Origin of the sequence: Mesorhizobium sp. KR9-304, from assembly GCF_040049215.1 — a bacterium.
Taxonomy (GTDB): Bacteria; Pseudomonadota; Alphaproteobacteria; order Rhizobiales; family Rhizobiaceae; genus Mesorhizobium_K.
Genome location: NZ_JBDZDN010000001.1, coordinates 1,281,626 through 1,297,374, shown reverse-complemented (window position 1 = coordinate 1,297,374; position 15,749 = coordinate 1,281,626). Strand labels below are relative to the sequence as shown.

The window sequence follows — 15,749 nt, the reverse complement described above, 5'->3', positions numbered from 1 at the left end:
GTCATGGGCCTTTCCTTTTCCATTCGGGGCCGCACCATTGCGGCGCCTGGTCGTTCAGTCGGCGCCTGGGCGGAAAAGGTTCATTGGATTGGTCCGGAAATTGGAACCAAGATTTGACTTTCAGAAAGAATAAGCCTAAAGATATTTGATCGATGTTTTGCTAGATCGACTTTTGTTTCTGCGCGCGAACTGCGTGCCTTTGACGAACTTCCCCTTCAAAAATCGAGAAACCCGTCAGTTTTGCACTCGCAAGCCGGCGTATCAATATTGCCAAGAAAGGGTTCGTTATGAGCACAGGCACAGTGAAATGGTTCAACGCCACAAAAGGCTTTGGTTTTATTCAGTCCGACGACGGCGGCGCTGACGTTTTCGTTCACATCTCGGCCGTCGAGCGCGCCGGAATGCGTGATCTCGCCGAAGGTCAGAAGCTCGGCTACGAAATGGTCCGCGACAACAAGTCCGGCAAGATGTCCGCCGATCAGCTGAAGGCGGTCTGACCGGCATTCGCTCGTCGTGACCGCAGTTGCGGCGTCGAGCTAGTCCAATGCCACGAAAGGTCAGGCGAATGCCTGGCCTTTTTCGTTCAGGCCATGCACAACAGCAAGGGTGAGAACTTTGAGCGCGAACTCCAGGAAATCCCGCGATCAGGCTGAATCCGCATTCAGCAAGACGCAAACCCAGTCGCTGTCGCTCGGCCGCATCCTGTCGGAACAGGACGCTGTCAGCCAGGCCCGCGAAGAGAAAACTGCGCGCCTGCGGGAATTGCGCCTGGAAAAGCAGGCTGCCGACCTTCTCGCTGCGGCGAACGCCCCCGCACCCAAGCGAAAAGCCAAACGCTGATGGCCAAACGCGCGGTCAAAACGACGATCCCTGACGATTCCATCATCGCCGACGTGGTGGTCCAGCTCGACAACCCGATCGAGTATGTGCGGCGCGTTCTGGAGAAGCTTGAGCGCTGCCGGCGCGCCAAGGGTGACGCCCAGGTGCGGATCGGCGTGCGCAGCCGGGCTGAATGCCCCAATTATCTGATCGAATACATCGTCGAGGACAAGAAATCGCACGAGAAATCCGTCTTCGCCGACGCGGCCTATAGCGGCAGCACGCACCGCGAGCTAGCGCCCAGGCATATCGAGGAGACGCAGAACTGGTCCCGCGAAGAGATGAACGTCACCGCCGTCTCAGCGCTGATCGGCCGGCTGCGCAACCCGAGCCCGCGATCGCCGCGATCATACGAGGACTGAAGATGGCCATAAAGTTCACTGCCAAGGATCAGCCCAAGGCGGCGCCAGCCGCGACGAAGGCTCCGGCTGAAAAACGCGACGGTGAGCCTGCCGCGGCCAAGGACGAGGCGCCCGCAGGCAGCGACCTGTTCAATGATGCCGCGAAGGCGCCCGGCAAGCGCAAGTCGAAGTAGCCACTTCCCTAGCTCCCCAACCGGCTGTTGGGCGCATGGGCCGGCGCAAGCCTTTGCCCACGCTCTCTCCAGCGCCAGCAGCAGCGCCATGCGCGCAACGTCGCGGTTCAGGTATGGTCGGTCCTCGCGACGCTCGTTTGCCCTCGCCTTTACCCTCCGCCGGGACCGAAGACAAGGTGCATTTACTGTCGACGCGATGTCGGCGTTCGCCCTACTCTTTCGTCCTCGAACAAGGGAGAATGTCAGGATGCTTTACGCCGTGCTCTGCTATGCCTCCGAGGACGCCATCTCGTCCTGGACAAGGGAACAGGACGATCGGGTGATGACGGACCTGCTGGCCATCCAGCAGAAATACGCCAAAGCCGGCAAGCTCGGCCCCGTGGCCCGGCTGCTGCCGACCACGGCGGCCACCACGCTGCGCAAGGCGAAGGGCGAGACGCTGGTGCTCGACGGTCCTTTCGCCGAGACCAAGGAGCAGCTGCTCGGCTTCTATACGGTCGAGTGCGACGACCTCGAACAGGCTGTCGCCTTCGCGCGCGAGCTGTCCGACGCCAATCCGAGCGGCGGCTGCTACGAGATAAGGCCGGTCGGAGTCCTCAATCCGGTCGCCCCAACCATATGACCGACATTGCCTGGATACACCCTCTGCTCACCACCGCACGGCCGCAGGCGGTGGCGGCGCTGCTGCGCTATTTCCGCGACATGGACACTGCCGAGGAAGCGTTCCAGGAAGCCTGCCTCAGGGCGTTGAAGACCTGGCCCCAGAACGGTCCGCCGCGCGACCCGACAGCCTGGCTAATCTTCGTCGGCCGCAACACGGCGATCGACGCCGTGCGCCGCCGCTCCAAGAACGAGCCGCTGCCGGACGAGCGTGTACTTTCCGACCTCGAGGACGCCGAGACCACTATCGTCGAAAGGTTGGATGGCGCCGACTACCGTGACGACATCTTGCGGCTGCTGTTCATCTGCTGCCATCCGGAGCTGCCCGCGACGCAGCAGATCGCCCTGGCGTTGCGCATCGTGTCGGGCCTCTCGGTGAAGCAGATAGCGCGTGCGTTCGTTGTCGGCGAAAGCGCGATGGAGCAGCGTATCACCCGTGCCAAGGCAAGGATCGCGCAGGCCGAGGTTCCATTCGAAGCGCCCGGCCCGGTCGAGCGTTCCGAGCGCCTCGCCGCGGTGGCCGCCATGATCTATCTCGTCTTCAACGAGGGCTACTCGGCAAGCGGCGGCGACGCGTCCATGCGCGCGCCGCTTTGCGACGAGGCGATCCGGCTGGCGCGGCTGCTGTTGCGCCTGTTCCAGGCCGAGCCCGAGATCATGGGGCTGACCGCGCTCATGTTGCTCCAGCATGCGCGGGCCGCGGCGCGCTTCGACCAAGACGGCGCGGTCGTGCTGCTCGAGGACCAGGACCGCGGCATGTGGAACGTCGAGATGATCGCCGAGGGTCTTGCGCTGATCGACAAGGCGATGCGGCACCGCAACCCCGGCCCCTATCAGATCCAGGCGGCCATCGCAGCGCTGCATGCGCGCGCCAAGAAGCCGGAGGACACGGACTGGCAGCAGATCGATCTGCTCTACGGTGCGCTGGAGGCCATCCAGCCGTCGCCGGTGGTCACGCTCAACCATGCGGTCGCGGTCTCAAAGTCGCGCGGCCCCCAGGCGGCGCTCGACATGATCGAGCCGCTGGCGCCGAAGCTTTCGGGCTATTTCCACTTCTTCGGGGTCAAGGGCGGCCTGCTGATGCAGCTTGGCCGCGACGCCGAGGCGCGCGAGGCCTTCTGCAACGCCATCTCGCTTGCCAATACTGCCGCGGAAGCCGCCCATATCCGCATGCATCTCGACCGGTTGTCGGCTGAGAGGCCGGCCCAGGGCAGTGCATCCGGCAGGGCCTCGACAACAGCCTCCTGACAGACCTCCTGAAAAAAACTTCGGCTCCCATGTCGAAACCCGCGAGGGCTGTTCGTCATAGATGCATGGAACCGGTCTTCAGGAGGGAATGATGAACGTACGAGCAAACATCACCGCGGCAGCCTTCCCGCTCGAGCGCGAGCTGGTGCTGGAGCGCATCTTCGACGCGCCGCGTGAGAAAGTGTACCGCGCCTGGACCGAGCCGAAGCTCCTCAAGCAATGGTTCGCGCCGCTGCCCTGGACGATCTCGGGGGTTGCGATGGATGTCAGGCCGGGTGGCTCCAGCCTCATGGTGATGCGCGATCCGGATGGCAAGGACTACCCCAACCCGGGTGTCTTCCTGGAGGTGATCGAGAACGAGAAGCTCGTCATGACCGATGCCTTCACTTCGGCCTGGGAGCCGTCGGAAAAGCCGTTCATGACGGCGATCGTCACCTTCGAGGATCTGGGAGATGGCAAGACGCGCTATAGGGCGCGTGCCCGGCATTGGACCGTGGAGGACCGTGAGGCGCACGAGAAGATGGGTTTCCACGAGGGCTGGGGACAGTGCGCCGACCAGCTCGCCCAACTCCTGAAGACGATCTGACGGTAAGGATTGAGACATGGTCGAAGAAAAGAACCCCAGCATTCCAGGCGTGATCGCCTACTTCACGGTGAGCGACACGAAAGCCGCCACCGCCTTCTACGAAAAAGCCTTCGGCGCGACGCTGAAGGATCGCCGCGAACTGCCCGACGGGCGTTCCATGCATGTCCATGTCGAGATCAACGGCGGGGCGATGTTCTTCAACGATCCTTTCCCGGAGCACGGCGCTCCCGACGCGCCGGCCAAGAACGTCACGTTGCATGTCGTCGTCGACGACGCCGACCAACGGTGGAAACGCGCCACCGAAGCCGGGGCGGAAATCGCAGTGCCGCTGGAGGTCGCCTTCTGGGGCGACAAATACGGCCAGGTGAAGGATCCCTTCGGCGTGACCTGGGGCATTGTCGGCCCGGCTTGAGCGTTCCGTCGTCGCTGAACGGAAGGCCGGCGCGCCGGCCTTTCTTTGCCGCCCCTATTCGCCTCTCGCGAGCACCGGGCCTGGCTGGCTCAGGCTTTGGAGGGACCCGGCCGGTTCGCCGTCGATGCATGCGATCACCGAGCGGGCGAGTTCGCGCCCGGCCAGCCTCACATCCTCGTTGACGACGAAAAGCTCCGGACGGAACAGATGCAGCAGTTTGGCCGACTGCTTGGACACGATGTCGATGTCCTTGCCGACTTTCAGCCCTGCATCCTCGATGCCCGCCACCAGCGCGAAGGTCGCGCCGCCGGCGCCGCTGACGATGCCGTCCGGACGGTTCGGCCGCTGCATGAGCTGCAGCGTGCGGGCGCGGATCTGCTCGATCGAATGGTCGACGGTGACCGCGTTGAAAGGCACTTCGGCAAAGCCGATCTCGGCCATCGTATCGACGAAACCGTTGCGCATGTGGTGGTGGTAGGAAAGCGTCGAAGGCGGTGCCAGCAGCGCCAGGCGTTTGCGCCCGAGGTCGGCAAGCTTCTTCACCGCATCGCGGGCGAAGGCATAATTGTCGAAATCGTGGAACGCATGTTCGGTGCCGATTTCCGTGCGGCCATGCGTGGCAAAGGGAAAACCGCGCTCCAGCATGTAACGCACGCGCTTGTCGTCGGGCTCGGTGCGCGAGATGATGATGCCGTCGGCGGATCCTGTCTCCACGACATAGCGCACCGGCTCTAGGGGATCGTTATTGCGCGAATAGGGCGTGACGATCAGGTGGTAGGGCGTCTGTGCCAGATGCTCGGAAATGCCGTAGATCATGTCCGACACGAAGCCGCCGATCTGCTCCTCGGTGTTGAGGACGAGGCTGATGACATTGGTCTTGCCAGTCCTGAGCCTGACGCCGGCTCGGTTCGGCCTATAGCCGACCTGGCGTGCGACGAGCTGGACGCGGCGGCGCGTCTCCTCGCCGATCTCTGGCGCGTCCTTCAGCGCACGGGACACCGTGGTGACGCCCAGCCCGGTCATGAAGGCGATGGTCTTCAAGGTCGGGCGCCCCGCCGCCTGGGCGGTGGTGTCCGTGCCTGACATATGCGGCTTGTCCATGATCCTGGCCCTACAGGCTGCCCGTGCCGGACGCAACGGCAACCCCCCTGAAGCAATGTGGACCCGAAACCCGAATGCCGCAAGCTGTAACGTTACAGATGTTGCCGCATGATGGCGTAAACGTCCGCGTTGGCGGACCATCGGACGCTGGGCACGGGAGAGCCCTCGAGGCAGAAGATTCCGCAATGCAAAACTAGCAAAATCAGGCCGTTGCGAACTATATTCGCCCGAATTGTTGCGCTGCACTTTCGGTGTCGATCGCCCGGGCGCGGTGGATCGAATAAATTCGATCCTCGAAAAAATCGACCGTATCCTCCTTTCGAGGCATTGCGTGATCGATCCGTCTCCCGTAACGTATCATCTGTAACGTTTCAGATTTCGGGAGGAAACCCATGCGTTATAAGCTCTTGACCGTTGCCTTTGCCGCATCGGTAGCACTTCCATTGGCAGTTCCGGCCGGCGCCACCGATCTCGAAGTCGCCCATTGGTGGACCTCGGGCGGCGAGGCGGCGGCAGTCGCTGAATTCGCCAAGGCGTTCGACGCCACAGGCAACAAATGGGTCGACGCGGCCATCGCCGGCGCCGGCAACACCGCGCGTCCCATCATGGTCGCCCGCATCACCGGCGGCGATCCGATGGGCGCCTTCCAGTTCAACCATGGCCGCCAGGCGGAAGAACTGGTCGCCGAAGGCCTGCTGCTCGACCTCACCGAGCTCGCCACGCAGGAAAAGTGGGCCGAACTCGTCCGTCCCAAGAGCCTGCTCGATAGCTGCACCCTCGACGGCAAGATCTACTGCACGCCGATCAACATCCATTCATGGCAGTGGCTGTGGCTCTCCAACAAGGCATTCGCGGACGCAGGCGTGCCGGTGCCCACGAATTGGGACGAGTTCGTCGCCGCCGGGCCGGCGCTGGAAAAGGCCGGCAAGATCCCGCTCGCTATCGGCGGCCAGCCCTGGCAGACGACCGGCGCCTTCAACGTGCTAATCCCGGCGATCGCCGGCAAGGACGTCTTCCTGAAGGTTTACAAGGACCACGATGCGGAGGCCGCCGCCGGACCCGAGATCGCCAAGGTGTTCAAGGCCGCCGACGACGCGCGCAAGATGTCGGCCAAGTCCAACGTGCAGGACTGGAACCAGGCGACCAACCTCGTTATCACCGGCCAGGCCGGCGGGCAGATCATGGGCGACTGGGCGCAGGGCGAGTTCCAGGTCGCCGGTCAGGTCGCCGGAAAGGACTATACTTGCCTGCCCGGCCTCGGCGTCAACGCGCTCATCTCAACGGGCGGCGACGCCTTCTATTTCCCCAAGCTCGACGACCCGGAAAAGACAAAGGCTCAGCTCGTCCTCGCATCGACCATGATGAATCCGACGACCCAGGTCGCGTTCAACCTGAAGAAGGGTTCGGTGCCGGTGCGCGGCGACGTCGATGTGACCGCCGCCAACGACTGCATGAAGAAGGGTCTCGAAATCCTGGCTTCGGGCAACATCATTCCCGATACCAACCAGCTTAACACCGAGGACACGAACAACCAGCTCAATGACCTGTTCGTCGAGTTCTTCAAGACCCCGTCGCTGACGCCGGAGGATGCGCAGAAGCGCTTCGCCGACATCATCGCGGCCGCCGACTGATAAGTCCGCGCTTTCAAGGCCGGTCTCGCGCCCCGCGGGGCCGGCATATGTCTTCGCCGACATTGTCAGGGTGAACGATGCGCATCACCGACGGCCCGACGGCTCGTCCCAACCGACTGTTCCGCAATCTCAATGCGAAAGTCGCGTCGATCCCGATGATCCTGACCGCGCTGGTCGTGTTCGTTGGCGGCACGGGCTGGACGGTTGTCCATTCCTTCACCAATTCGCGGCTGCTGCCCCGGCTCAACTTCATCGGCCTTGCACAGTATGAACGCCTGTGGACGACGCCGCGCTGGCTGATCTCGATCGAGAACCTCTTGATCTACGGCAGCCTGTCGCTGGTCTTCTCGCTGGTCATCGGCTTTCTGCTCGCCGCGCTGCTCGACCAGAAGATCCGCTTCGAGGACACCTTCCGCACCATCTTCCTCTACCCCTTCGCGCTCTCATTCATCGTGACGGGCCTCGTTTGGCAGTGGCTGCTCAATCCTGACTTCGGCGTGCAGCAGGTGGTCCGCGACCTGGGCTGGGAGACCTTCATCTTCAACCCGCTTTACACCAAGGAGACCGTCATCTACGGCATTCTGATCGCCGGGCTGTGGCAGGGCACGGGCCTCGTCATGTGCCTGATGCTCGCCGGTCTGCGCGGCATCGACGAGGATATCTGGAAGGCGGCGCGCGTCGACGGCATCCCGATGTGGAAGACCTACATCTTCATCGTCATCCCGATGATGCGGCCCGTTTTCGTGACCACGCTGGTCATCATCGCCTCGGGCATTGTGCGCGTCTACGATCTGGTGGTCGCGCAAACCAGCGGCGGTCCCGCGCTCGCATCGGAAGTGCCGGCCAAATACGTCTACGACTATATGTTCGCCGCGCAGAATCTCGGCCAGGGCTTCGCTGCCTCGACCATGATGCTGCTTACCGTCGCGATCGTCATCGTGCCGTGGGCCTACCTCGAATTCGGGCGGAGGCGCTAGCATGTCGAACCCGGCAACGCTCGCCGTGACGGTCGCCGGCGCCGATGCGCTCCCCGCCGCCCACGACGGCCCGCGCGGGCCGAAGCCCCGCGTCACCTTTTCGCGCCGCAACATCTTCATTTACGGCACGCTGATCTTCGCGGCGATCTACTACCTCATCCCGCTCTACGTGATGGTCGTTACATCTTTGAAGGGCATGCCCGAGATCCGCATGGGCAACATCTTCGCGCCGCCGCTGGAGATCACCTTCGAGCCCTGGGTGAAGGCCTGGGCGACGGCCTGCACCGGGCTGAACTGCGACGGCCTGAGCCGGGGCTTCTGGAACTCCGTGCGCATCACCGTGCCGTCGGTCATCGTCTCCATCGCAATCGCCTCGGTCAACGGCTACGCGCTCGCCAACTGGCGCTTCAAGGGCGCCGACATCTTCTTCACCATCCTGATCGTCGGCGCCTTTATCCCCTATCAGGTGATGATCTATCCGATCGTCATCATCCTGCGCGAGATGGGCATATATGGCACGCTGAAGGGCCTCGTCATCGTGCATTCGATCTTCGGCATGCCGATCCTGACGCTGCTCTTCCGCAACTATTTCGCGTCGCTGCCGGAGGAGCTGTTCAAGGCGGCGCGCGTCGACGGCGCCGGCTTCTGGGGCATCTATTTCCGGATCATGCTGCCGATGGCGCTGCCGATCTTCGTCGTCGCCATCATCCTGCAGGTCACCGGCATCTGGAACGACTTCCTGTTCGGCGTGGTCTACACCAAGCCCGACACCTATCCGATGACCGTGCAGCTCAACAACATCGTCAATTCCGTCCAGGGCGTGAAGGAATACAACGTCAACATGGCTGCGACCCTCATCACCGGCCTGGTGCCGCTCGTCATCTATTTCATCTCCGGAAAACTGTTCGTGCGCGGCATAGCAGCCGGCGCCGTGAAGGGGTAATGGCGGATGACAAGCGTCGCGATCAAAGACCTGTCGCTGAACTTCGGCGCCGTGCCGGTGCTGAAGAACCTCAACCTCGACATCGAGGAAGGCGAGTTTCTCGTGCTGCTCGGCCCGTCCGGCTGCGGCAAGTCCACGCTGCTGAACTGCATCGCCGGCCTGCTCGACGTTTCCGAGGGGCAGATCTTCATCAAGGGAAAGAACGTCACCTGGGAAGAGCCCAAGGACCGCGGCATCGGAATGGTGTTCCAGTCCTACGCGCTCTATCCACAGATGTCGGTGAAGGGAAACCTCTCCTTCGGTCTGAAGAACGCCGGCGTGCCGAGGGACGAGATCGAAAAACGCATCGCTCGCACCGCCGAGATCCTGCAGATACAGCCGCTGCTCGACCGACGGCCCGCGCAGCTTTCGGGCGGCCAGCGCCAGCGTGTCGCCATCGGCCGCGCTCTGGTGCGCGACGTCGACGTGTTCCTGTTCGACGAGCCGCTGTCCAACCTCGACGCCAAGCTGCGCTCGGAACTGCGCGTCGAAATCAAGCGCCTGCACCAGAAACTCTCCAACACCATGATCTACGTCACGCACGACCAGATCGAGGCGATGACGCTGGCCGACCGCATCGCGGTCATGCGCGGCGGTCTGATCCAGCAGCTCGACCGTCCGCAGGAAATCTACAAGCGGCCGGTCAACCTCTACGTTGCCGGCTTCATCGGTTCGCCGGGCATGAATTTTCTGGAAGGCGCGATCGAGGTCCGCGACGGCGAACCGCACTTCATCGCGGACGGCCTGGATATCCCGCTCGCCCGGTACGGCTTCGAAAAGGACCATCGCGGGGCGGCCGTTTTCGGCATCCGCCCCGAACATGTCGGGGTCAATTCCGGCGACGACTGGCCGTTCTCCGCGCAGGTGCCGGTCGAGATCGTCGATCCGATGGGCTCGGACACGCTGGTGTGGACGAAGCTCGGAAGCCAAATCCTCACCATGCGCGTCTCGTCGGAGCGAATGCCTGATGTCGGCGACAGCGTCGTCGTAGGATTCGATCCGATGAACGCATCGCTTTTCGACGCGGCATCGGGGGATCGGCTCTAGAGCCCCATTCAAGACCATGCTCAAACAAGATCATCGGGTGTCCCAAGCGCCCCATATCGCGGAAAGGGAATAGAATGAACTGGTCAATGCAGCTCTACAGCGCCCGCAACTTTCAGCCCTGGGACAAGGTGCTGAAGCTGCTCGGCCAGGCCGGCTACAGGGAGGTCGAAGGGTTCGGCGGCGTCTATGCCGATCCGGCGGGCCTGCGCAAGGAGCTCGACAGGGACGGGCTCACGATGCCGACCGGCCACTTCTCGATCGACATGCTGGAGACCGATTTTGACGGCGCGAGGAAGATCGCCGACGCGCTCGGTATCACCACGATGATCTGCCCCTATCTCAATCCCGATGCCCGGCCGGAAGGCACGGCCGCCGGCTGGCGCGGCTTCGGCGAACGGCTCGCCGCCATCGGCGCGCGCGCGAAAAAGGAAGGCTATGGCTTCGCCTGGCACAACCACGATTTCGAGTTCAAGAAGCTCTCCGACGGCTCCGTGCCGCAGGAGCACCTATTGTCCGCCGCGCCCGATATCGGCTGGGAGGCGGACATCGCCTGGATCGTGCGTGGCGGCGCCGACCCGCTGCCCTGGATCGAGAAGCACGGCAAGCGGATCGTCGCGGTCCACGTCAAGGACATCGCCAAGCCGGGCGAGGGCAAGGATGAGGACGGCTGGTCGGATGTCGGCTACGGAACGATCGATTGGGCGAGCCTGCTGAAGGCATTGCGCGCCAAGACGTCGGCTAAGTACTTCGTCATGGAGCAGGACAATCCGAACGACTTCGAGCGCTTCGCGAGGCGCTCGATCGAATCGGTCAAGAAATACTGACGGGCATTTTTTCAGGAGCGATCGACATGGCACGCAAGCTTGGTGTCGGCATCGTCGGATGCGGCAACATTTCAACCACCTATTTCAAATTCGCACCGCTGTTCAAGGGCATCGAGGTCCGGACATGCGCCGACATCAACCCCGCGGCGGCCAAGGCCAGGGCCAAGGAATACGGCGTCCGCGCGGAAAGCGTCGACGACCTGCTGAAGGCGAAGGACGTCGATATCGTCGTCAACCTGACAATCCCGGCGGTCCACTACGAGATATCGCGGCGGGTGCTCGACGCCGGCAAGCACGTCTATTCGGAAAAGCCCTTCGTGCTTTCGGTCAAGGAAGGGCTCGACCTGAAGAAGCGCGCCGCGAAGAAGGACCTTCGCATCGGCTCGGCGCCGGACACCTTCCTCGGCGGCGCGCATCAATTGGTGCGCCACCTGATCGATGAGGGCAAGCTCGGCACGATCACGGGCGGCACCTGCCATGTCATGAGCCGCGGCATGGAGCACTGGCACCCGAACCCGGACTTCTTCTTTCAGCCGGGCGCGGGGCCAGTGCTCGACCTCGGCCCGTACTACATCACCAACCTCATCCAGCTGATCGGGCCGGTGAAGGGGGTGGCCGCGCTAACCTCTATCCCGCGCAAGGAGCGCGTCATCGCCAACGGCCCGCGCAACGGCGAGAAGGTGCCGGTCGACACGCCGACGACCATCCACGCCCTGCTGGAGTTCGCAAGCGGCGCGATCGTCACCATGGGTACGAGCTGGGACGTCTGGGGCCACGGCCATGCGCCGATGGAGCTCTACGGCGAGGGCGGCACGGTTTATGTGCCAGACCCCAATTTCTTCGGCGGCGTCGTGCGCTATACGCAGGGCGCCAAGCCGGTGAAGAAGCTGCCGGCCTGGAATCATCCGTTCGGCGTGCCCAACCAGAAGCACTCGGTCGGCATGATGGCCAACTACCGCACGGCGGGTCTCTCCGACATGGCGCTTGCAATCCAGTCCGGCCGACCGCACCGCTGCTCGATGGAGCTTGCGCTGCACGCGGTCGAGGTGATGACGTCGATCCTGAAATCCGGCGAAACGGGCAAGTTCGTCGCCATGCAGACGACCTGCGAGCGGCCTGCCGCGCTCGGACCGAAGGAGGCGCGCGCGCTGCTGGCGAAGTAGCCGGGCGGTCTCTCGCCCAGGCCACCATCAGGCTCGCGGGACTGGCGAGTCCGAGGCGCGACTTCGCCGTTGTCGTCGCCAGCCTGGACCAGTTCGCCTATCGCGTTTCGATATCCGCACCCAGTCCCGTCATCAGCCCCATGAATTCGGGGAAGCTGGTGGCGATCATGGTGGCGTCGTCGATGGTTACCGGCTTGTCGGTCGCCAGGCCGAGCACCAGGAAGCTCATGGCGATGCGGTGGTCGAGATGCGTCTTGACGGTTCCGCCGCCAAGCCCCTTGCCGCCGGGACGGCCACGCACGGCGAGCGTCGCCTCGCCTTCGGTGCACTCGACGCCGTTGGCCTCGAGGCCTCGCGCGACGGCCGCGAGGCGGTCGCTCTCCTTGACGCGCAGCTCCTCCAGCCCCTGCATCAGCGTCTCACCTTCCGCGAAGGCCGCCGCGACGGCAAGCACCGGATATTCGTCGATCATCGAGGGCGCGCGCTCCGCGGGCACCGTCACGCCCTTGAGCTCGGAGGAGCGCACGCGCAGGTCGGCGACGTCCTCGCCGCCGGCGTTGCGCGGGTCGATCACTTCGATCCGGCCGCCCATCTCCTGCAGCGTCAGCAACAGGCCGGTGCGGGTCGGGTTCATCAGCACGTTCTCGATGACGATGTCGGAGCCCGGCACGATCAACGCCGCGACCAGCGGGAATCCGGCCGATGAAGGATCGCCGGGCACCGCGATGGTCTGGCCGGTGAGCTTTCCCTGGCCTTCTATGAAGATGTGGCGAACGCCCTGCTCGTCGGTCTCGACCGACAGCTTGGCGCCAAAACCCTGCAGCATCTTTTCGGTGTGATCGCGGGTCATGACCGGCTCGATGACCGTGGTGACGCCCGGCGTGTTCAAGCCTGCGAGAAGTACGGCGGACTTCACCTGCGCCGAGGCCATCGGCACGCGGTAGCTGATGGGCGCCGCGTGCTTGGGGCCACGCAGCGTGATCGGCATGCGGTCGCCGGGGGCCGCTTTCAGCACCTGCACGCCCATCTGGCGCAGCGGTTCCAGCACGCGGCCCATCGGCCGGCCCGACAGGGATGCATCGCCGACGAAGGTCGTTTCCATGTCATAGGTGCCGACCAGCCCCATGGTCAGGCGCGAACCGGTGCCGGCATTGCCGAAATCGAGCGGCGCCTCGGGCTCCAGCAGGCAGCCATTGCCGACGCCGTTGATGATCCATTCGCCACCCTTCTTTTCGATGACCGCGCCCATCGCCTTCATCGCCTCGCCGGTGCGCATCACGTCCTCGCCCTCCAGCAGGCCGGTGATGCGGGTCTCGCCGGAGGCCAGGCCGCCGAACATGAAGGAGCGGTGCGAGATCGACTTGTCGCCGGGCACGCGCGCCGTGCCCTTCAAGGCCGGGGAGCGCCGGGCGACTGCCGGGCGCGGTTCTGTGTCGTGCGTCATGATGGTTCCTCGGGCAGGCGTGCCCGCGGCGCCGCAGGCTGATTTTTCGCCGGTCTCCTATCATGGCTTCGGGCAAGGGTCATCCCCTTTGGCATCCTACCGAGCCGCTGCGGAGGGCCGTTGCGGCCCGATTGGATGGGGCATCCTTCGAGGCCTCCTTTTGGCTTTGACAGGGCGCGCGATCTGTGGCTATGGGGACCCCAAAATCACGGACGAGGATTGGCAGTGGCGAAATCCGAACTTGGCACCAAACGCATAGACCCGGAGACGGGTCGCAAATTCTACGATCTGAACAAGGATCCGATCGTTTCTCCCTACACGGGCAAGAGCTATCCGCGGTCGCATTTCGAGTCCGGCAGCGAAAAGGCCGTCGAGGAAGAGGCCGAAGTGGAGGAGAAGGAAGTCGACGCGGAGGACGAAGCTCCCGAGGTCATCTCGCTCGAGGAAGCGGATGAGGACGCGAAGGGCGACGACGTCCCGGACATCGACGACGAGGAAGATGTCGATCTCGGCGACGATGACGACGACACTTTCCTCGAGGAAGAGGAAGAGGAAGACGACGACGTCGCCGATATCATCGGCGTTGGCGAGGACGAGGACGAGGTCTGATGTTTGCCGCGCCGGGCGCCGCGGCCCGGCAGGCGGCACGGCCTCACGAGCGCGGGCCGAAATAAGCGCGCTGCAAGGCTTGATCTTGCGGTGATGCGGCGCTAGAAGCCGCCTCCTGATCTCTTCGCCGGAAACGGCGCCGGCTGTTTGCCGGGTGTGGGGCCATAGCTCAGTTGGGAGAGCGCTTGAATGGCATTCAAGAGGTCGTCGGTTCGATTCCGATTGGCTCCACCAAATTCCGTCTAGAGGCGCTACCCGCATAGGCAAGACCCGCCAGGCCAGCCACGCTGATGCGCCTTTTTGCCTATGACGTCGGTCATTCAAGCGGATCATGCGAAGCCGGAGCGCCGCGCATCGAGGACGCGCGGCGCGGCGGTTCGGGGGCCCCCGGTTATCGCCAGGCTCGAACCCATCCTTCTGCGGAGACCTGCTTGTCGCGATGGTTGCCGCCGAGCACGGCCCCGAAATATGCGCCGACGCCGCCGATCAGCAGGGACGCAGCGGTTATGAAGGCCGCGACCACGGCGATGCGGCGCGCCCGGTCGGCGGCGGCTCGCGCCTCGGCCTCCAGTTGCTGGGCCTGCGCATAGATCTCGTCGACACGCTGCTGTGCCTCTTCCGGTGGAATGCCGGCGCGCGCGGCGACCGTGTCGACAAGATACTGCCTGTCGGCCGGATCGAGCGTCCCGCCAGCGGCGGCGGAAAGCAGGATGCGGCTCACCTCGGCGCGCTGATCGGAAGGGCTCGCGCCTTCCGCCGAGGCGGCGCCGCCGCGAAGCAGCCGATCGACGATCAGTTGGCCGCTGTCGGCAATTTCGTCGGCCGAACCCACCGCGGCCGCGGCCGCGCCCGCGGCAACATTGCTCGCAGCCGTCGTCGCCGTGGAAACCGCTGCGGTGACCCCCGAGAAGGCGATCAGAGCGCCGATGAGGACGCCCGCTCCCCACATGGCAAGTCCGTGCGAGCCGTCGCGTATGTCGGACTCTTCCTCCGTGGCGTCGTAATGGCGCCTGCGCATGCGGCCGGTGAGATAGCCTCCGGCGAAGAACCCCGAAACCTGAACCCAAACCAGCCAGAGCGCGGCGGCGATGGCGAATCCGGCGGCTGACATCCCGCTGCCCTCATAGGCCGAGGTCAGCGACAGGCCGATGGCCGAACCGAAGGCCAGCAAGACCAGCGAAATCGCCGACGCGACCACGGTGCCGGCGATGATCGCGGGCCAGTCGATATAGGAACGCTCTTCCGAGCTCACGGCCGCTGGGGCCGAAACGATGACGTCACTCATTGCCATTCTCCCTGAAATGAAAGCGCCGGCGCAAAGCCGGCAATCGCTGGGCCGGATAGCGATCTAGCGCAGACCGAACAGCGACAGAACGGCGAGGACGACGACGACGAGACCGACGAGATAGATGATGCCGTGCATTGGACGCTCCCTTGATTGCCGGCTCACGAGGTGGCCGTATCAACCCAAACTGGTTCTGCGGACAAAAGTTCCTGCGAACCCGCCGGTAGCAGCAGCTAGGCCGGAACATTTCAGGGGCAGGGTCTCCGCTCCCGGTCTGCCAGGTATCATGCTAGCCAGTCCAGCCCATGCTTGTTCTGCTCGGCAAGACGCTGCAATCGCGCTAAGGTCGGCCGGAGCCCAGTCGGA

18 protein-coding genes and 1 tRNA gene are annotated in these 15,749 nt (G+C 63.9%); 16 read left to right on the top strand and 3 right to left on the bottom strand.

Annotated features, from left to right (window positions below):
- Positions 1–287 precede the first annotated feature (287 nt).
- From ABLE71_RS06200 to ABLE71_RS06165, 8 genes are all read left to right on the top strand, one after another.
- On the top strand, positions 288–497 hold the full coding sequence (locus tag ABLE71_RS06200; RefSeq protein ID WP_348782477.1) for a cold-shock protein: 210 nt from the start codon (positions 288–290) through the stop codon (positions 495–497).
- Between the two features lie 118 nt (positions 498–615).
- Positions 616–840, top strand: coding sequence for a hypothetical protein (locus ABLE71_RS06195; protein ID WP_348782476.1), 225 nt, complete (start codon positions 616–618; stop codon positions 838–840).
- Positions 840–1,241, top strand: a complete 402-nt coding sequence (locus ABLE71_RS06190; protein WP_348782475.1) for a hypothetical protein — start codon at positions 840–842, stop codon at positions 1,239–1,241. Before ABLE71_RS06195 ends, ABLE71_RS06190 begins: the two co-directional genes overlap by 1 nt.
- A 2-nt stretch (positions 1,242–1,243) precedes the next feature.
- Positions 1,244–1,414 (top strand): hypothetical protein, encoded by a 171-nt coding sequence (locus tag ABLE71_RS06185; protein ID WP_348782474.1) that lies wholly within the window; start codon positions 1,244–1,246, stop codon positions 1,412–1,414.
- A gap of 247 nt (positions 1,415–1,661) precedes the next feature.
- Complete coding sequence (locus tag ABLE71_RS06180; protein ID WP_348782473.1) at positions 1,662–2,036, top strand: YciI family protein; 375 nt, start codon at positions 1,662–1,664, stop codon at positions 2,034–2,036.
- Positions 2,033–3,322 carry an RNA polymerase sigma factor gene (locus tag ABLE71_RS06175; RefSeq protein ID WP_348782472.1) on the top strand — a complete coding sequence of 430 codons (1,290 nt, stop codon included), beginning with the start codon at positions 2,033–2,035 and terminating at the stop codon, positions 3,320–3,322. Before ABLE71_RS06180 ends, ABLE71_RS06175 begins: the two co-directional genes overlap by 4 nt.
- A 91-nt stretch (positions 3,323–3,413) precedes the next feature.
- The gene (locus tag ABLE71_RS06170) at positions 3,414–3,908 is read left to right on the top strand and encodes an SRPBCC family protein (RefSeq protein WP_348782471.1); all 495 of its coding nucleotides are present in this window, start codon (positions 3,414–3,416) and stop codon (positions 3,906–3,908) included.
- 16 nt (positions 3,909–3,924) lie between these two features.
- Positions 3,925–4,320 carry a VOC family protein gene (locus ABLE71_RS06165; RefSeq protein WP_348782470.1) on the top strand — a complete coding sequence of 132 codons (396 nt, stop codon included), beginning with the start codon at positions 3,925–3,927 and terminating at the stop codon, positions 4,318–4,320.
- A 54-nt stretch (positions 4,321–4,374) separates the two neighbouring features.
- Here the strand turns inward: ABLE71_RS06165 and ABLE71_RS06160 are convergent, their stop codons facing one another.
- Positions 4,375–5,421, bottom strand: a complete 1,047-nt coding sequence (locus ABLE71_RS06160) for a LacI family transcriptional regulator (RefSeq protein ID WP_348782469.1) — start codon at positions 5,419–5,421, stop codon at positions 4,375–4,377.
- 392 nt (positions 5,422–5,813) lie between these two features.
- Here ABLE71_RS06160 and ABLE71_RS06155 point away from each other — a divergent pair, with 392 nt between their 5' ends.
- The 6 genes from ABLE71_RS06155 (at position 5,814) to ABLE71_RS06130 (ending at position 12,045) form a co-directional block, all read left to right on the top strand.
- A complete protein-coding gene (locus tag ABLE71_RS06155) occupies positions 5,814–7,052 on the top strand; it encodes an ABC transporter substrate-binding protein (RefSeq protein WP_348782468.1) in 1,239 nt (412 codons plus the stop codon).
- A gap of 77 nt (positions 7,053–7,129) precedes the next feature.
- The gene (locus tag ABLE71_RS06150) at positions 7,130–8,029 is read left to right on the top strand and encodes a sugar ABC transporter permease (protein WP_348782467.1); all 900 of its coding nucleotides are present in this window, start codon (positions 7,130–7,132) and stop codon (positions 8,027–8,029) included.
- Between the two features lies 1 nt (position 8,030).
- Positions 8,031–8,972 (top strand): carbohydrate ABC transporter permease, encoded by a 942-nt coding sequence (locus ABLE71_RS06145; RefSeq protein WP_348782466.1) that lies wholly within the window; start codon positions 8,031–8,033, stop codon positions 8,970–8,972.
- Between the two features lie 6 nt (positions 8,973–8,978).
- Positions 8,979–10,058 carry an ABC transporter ATP-binding protein gene (locus tag ABLE71_RS06140; protein ID WP_348782465.1) on the top strand — a complete coding sequence of 360 codons (1,080 nt, stop codon included), beginning with the start codon at positions 8,979–8,981 and terminating at the stop codon, positions 10,056–10,058.
- Between the two features lie 74 nt (positions 10,059–10,132).
- The gene (locus ABLE71_RS06135) at positions 10,133–10,882 is read left to right on the top strand and encodes a sugar phosphate isomerase/epimerase (RefSeq protein ID WP_348782464.1); all 750 of its coding nucleotides are present in this window, start codon (positions 10,133–10,135) and stop codon (positions 10,880–10,882) included.
- 26 nt (positions 10,883–10,908) lie between these two features.
- Positions 10,909–12,045, top strand: a complete 1,137-nt coding sequence (locus ABLE71_RS06130; RefSeq protein ID WP_348782463.1) for a Gfo/Idh/MocA family oxidoreductase — start codon at positions 10,909–10,911, stop codon at positions 12,043–12,045.
- 97 nt (positions 12,046–12,142) lie between these two features.
- Here the strand turns inward: ABLE71_RS06130 and aroA are convergent, their stop codons facing one another.
- Complete coding sequence (gene aroA, locus ABLE71_RS06125; protein ID WP_348782462.1) at positions 12,143–13,489, bottom strand: 3-phosphoshikimate 1-carboxyvinyltransferase; 1,347 nt, start codon at positions 13,487–13,489, stop codon at positions 12,143–12,145.
- A gap of 225 nt (positions 13,490–13,714) precedes the next feature.
- On the opposite strand from aroA, the gene ABLE71_RS06120 reads away from it, so the two are divergent.
- Positions 13,715–14,098 (top strand): TIGR02300 family protein, encoded by a 384-nt coding sequence (locus ABLE71_RS06120; protein WP_348782461.1) that lies wholly within the window; start codon positions 13,715–13,717, stop codon positions 14,096–14,098.
- A gap of 158 nt (positions 14,099–14,256) precedes the next feature.
- Positions 14,257–14,332, top strand: a tRNA-Ala gene (locus tag ABLE71_RS06115).
- Positions 14,333–14,489: 157 nt separating this feature from the next.
- Here ABLE71_RS06115 and ABLE71_RS06110 read toward each other — a convergent pair.
- Positions 14,490–15,383, bottom strand: coding sequence for a hypothetical protein (locus tag ABLE71_RS06110; RefSeq protein ID WP_348782460.1), 894 nt, complete (start codon positions 15,381–15,383; stop codon positions 14,490–14,492).
- Positions 15,384–15,749: the final 366 nt, after the last annotated feature.